Genomic DNA, 2,523 nt, shown 5'->3' on the forward strand with positions numbered 1-2,523 from the left:
CATCAGGCACAAGATCAGCAGACACCCAACAGATCCTGCCGACACATCACCCAACTGCCAAGACCCACAACGAACTTCATTCTGAAACGATCAGTTAGGACAACCCGAGGGCACGGTGCCCTGCAGCCCACGGTGCTCGGTGTCAGCGGGCTTTAGCCGCCTACCCCGCGATGCCGTCCGAGTCGCCAGAAACTTTGCAATAGTGCTTCTAGAGTTCGATTGCGAACCGGATCCGCGGGTGGCTATCGGTCGGCTGATTAAGCCTATTGGCTGGATAGTTGCAATTCGCTTGATGGGTAAGGGTTCTGTCTATAAGTTTGCTCACGTTGCAGCAGCCAAGTCTGTTGCGTCGGTAGTACGTGTGCCTGGCCGCAGCACAGCGCATCGCTCGGGGGAGCCAGTTGACACCTCCAGCCCTGCCCTGCTGCGCCCCGGGCCGTCAGGAGGGGGAATCAATGAGCATCACACGTCAACGGATCGCGGCGGTCATCGGAGCGGCAGGTGTCACAGCCGCTCTCATGACTGGCACCGCACCCGCCCATGCGCAGCCCACCGCCCAACCACTGAATGCCGATTGCCACAAGGCCGTGCAGTCCGCGGCCGCGCGCGGCGAGCACACCGTCACCTGTACCCAGGCGACCCGGACAACGGCCGCCACGTCCACCGCGATGTCAGCGGCGGCCGGGCTGACATGCAGGGCCGGCTACCTCACCTATGACCGGCACAAGGCGTGCTCGGTCAGCAGCCTGCGGTTCGACATCATTGAGGTGCCCAGCGGGAAGCTGCTGGGCACGATGAACATCCGGGTCACTCAGCGCACCTCGCTCGCGGCCAGGGACTCACGGACCTGGAAGCACACCATCGGTCTCTACCCGACCAGCGCTAGCGGGGCGGCCCGGGGCGTGATCGCAAGCCTGAAGCTGAACTGCGGCAAGTCCGCGAAGACCAAGTGCACGGTGACCTCCGCTCCCGGCGCCAAGGGCCTGTCGGTCAAGAAGGAAACCAGCTTCCCGTTCGCCCTGAAATCACCCGGGTCGAAGACGCTCAAGCACAAGGAAACACCCGTCGTCACCCTGAAGGCGGCCGTCGGGTCACCTGCGACCGGCAGCCTCGCACAGGCCGCCACCGTGCGCTGTGACTCCGTCAAGGGGATCACGACCAAGGCAGGCGGGTGCGTTCACCCGGCGTATGTTCCTGCCTTCGCGATGTCCCGCACCGACAAGAACGTCAAGGAAGCGGCGCAGCATGTCTGGGACGCGCAGCGCAAGCTGAAGGGCCATCCGGGGCTGCCCGGCGTAGGCAAGCCCCTGCACCGCACCACTGACAAGGAGCGGATTAAGAAGAACCGTGGCAAGGCCTGCCCGAGCAGTCTGCCCCGCCCGACGGGCAAGAGCTGCGACGAGTACCCCTTCGCGTCGACCAAGGAAGGCGGAGCGACGGGTGTCTTCAGCCGCCGGATGATCAACGAGAAGCACAACAGCACCGCCGGTGGATCCAAGTACCTGCTCAAGGCGTACAAGGACAATAGGGTCCTGAACGGCGACGCCTTCTGGGTCGCCATCTCCTAACACCGAGGGGGCACCCGGTATGCCGGAAGAACGCGGGAGTACCCGTGTGTGGGTGTATGCCCGTCAGTTCTACATCATCGACCCCGACCTCGGTACCGACCAGGCACCGGACATTGCGGACGCCGGCAACGGGCTGATCGCCGTCGAGGAGGACGGGGCCAGCATCCTGACCGGACTGACCGTCGGACCGGTCGAGGTCACCGTCACCACGCACGCGTCCGAGCCACCGCTCCACGAGGGCGACTGGGACGAGGCGGTGGAGACGTCGTTCATCTCCACCACCGGCTCGGCTCTTGTCACCTCCTGGGAGGACGGCGAAGCCGAGGACCTGCCCGACCTCGCCCCCAACGGACCGGGAGCCTACCGCGTGCGTGTCCATGCCCGCGGCCGTGACGAGGGACGCGCCAAGGACAGTCTCGGCCCCGACGACGACCCGGTCGAGGTGTACCTGCTTCAGGTGTGGCCCGCTCCCGCGGCCGGAGAACGGATCATCCGCCAGACCGACCAGGTCGGCGCCGAATGGCGCCAGCTCTAGAAGAACAACGGGTCCGCCGCCGCAAAGCGGCGGACCCGTCGCTGAAAGGCCAAGCCCAGAAATACCGTGGGTTCCACGCGATGCCGGGAGATGCAGCAGGAGGCGACGGCTGAGCTCCCATCCTGTCCGGGCTGACGTCGATGCTGGGGAACCGTGATTCACCGTGATTCACCGGTTCGGGTATTCGCCCACCGGGTCCGGCCGGGCTGGGGCAAGGTCGTGCGTGAGCCGGCCGGATCCATGAACGGCGGCGCTGCGGCGCCGCCCCCGGTCGGCCTTTGACGTGTCATCGGCGTTCTGGCCGGTGGGGGAGGGGCGGAGGGGAGGGGCCTTGACCCCAGATATTGAACACGTCTATGCGGCTTGGGCCAGGGTAGTTGATGGTGGTTGGAGGGCGTTCTCGTAGGCGATCGGAGATCG

The 2,523-nt window shown here is 65.6% G+C and carries 2 protein-coding genes; both read left to right on the plus strand.

Features of this window, described 5'->3' with window-relative positions:
- Positions 1-455 precede the first annotated feature (455 nt).
- Complete coding sequence (locus ACIRJP_RS42355) at positions 456-1,568, plus strand: NucA/NucB deoxyribonuclease domain-containing protein (RefSeq protein ID WP_404186547.1); 1,113 nt, start codon at positions 456-458, stop codon at positions 1,566-1,568.
- Between the two features lie 52 nt (positions 1,569-1,620).
- On the plus strand, positions 1,621-2,103 hold the full coding sequence (locus ACIRJP_RS42360) for a hypothetical protein (protein ID WP_404186549.1): 483 nt from the start codon (positions 1,621-1,623) through the stop codon (positions 2,101-2,103).
- The last annotated feature ends 420 nt before the right edge of the window (positions 2,104-2,523 follow it).

This window comes from Streptomyces sp. NPDC102437 (assembly GCF_044765565.1).
Classification (GTDB): Bacteria; Actinomycetota; Actinomycetes; order Streptomycetales; family Streptomycetaceae; genus Streptomyces.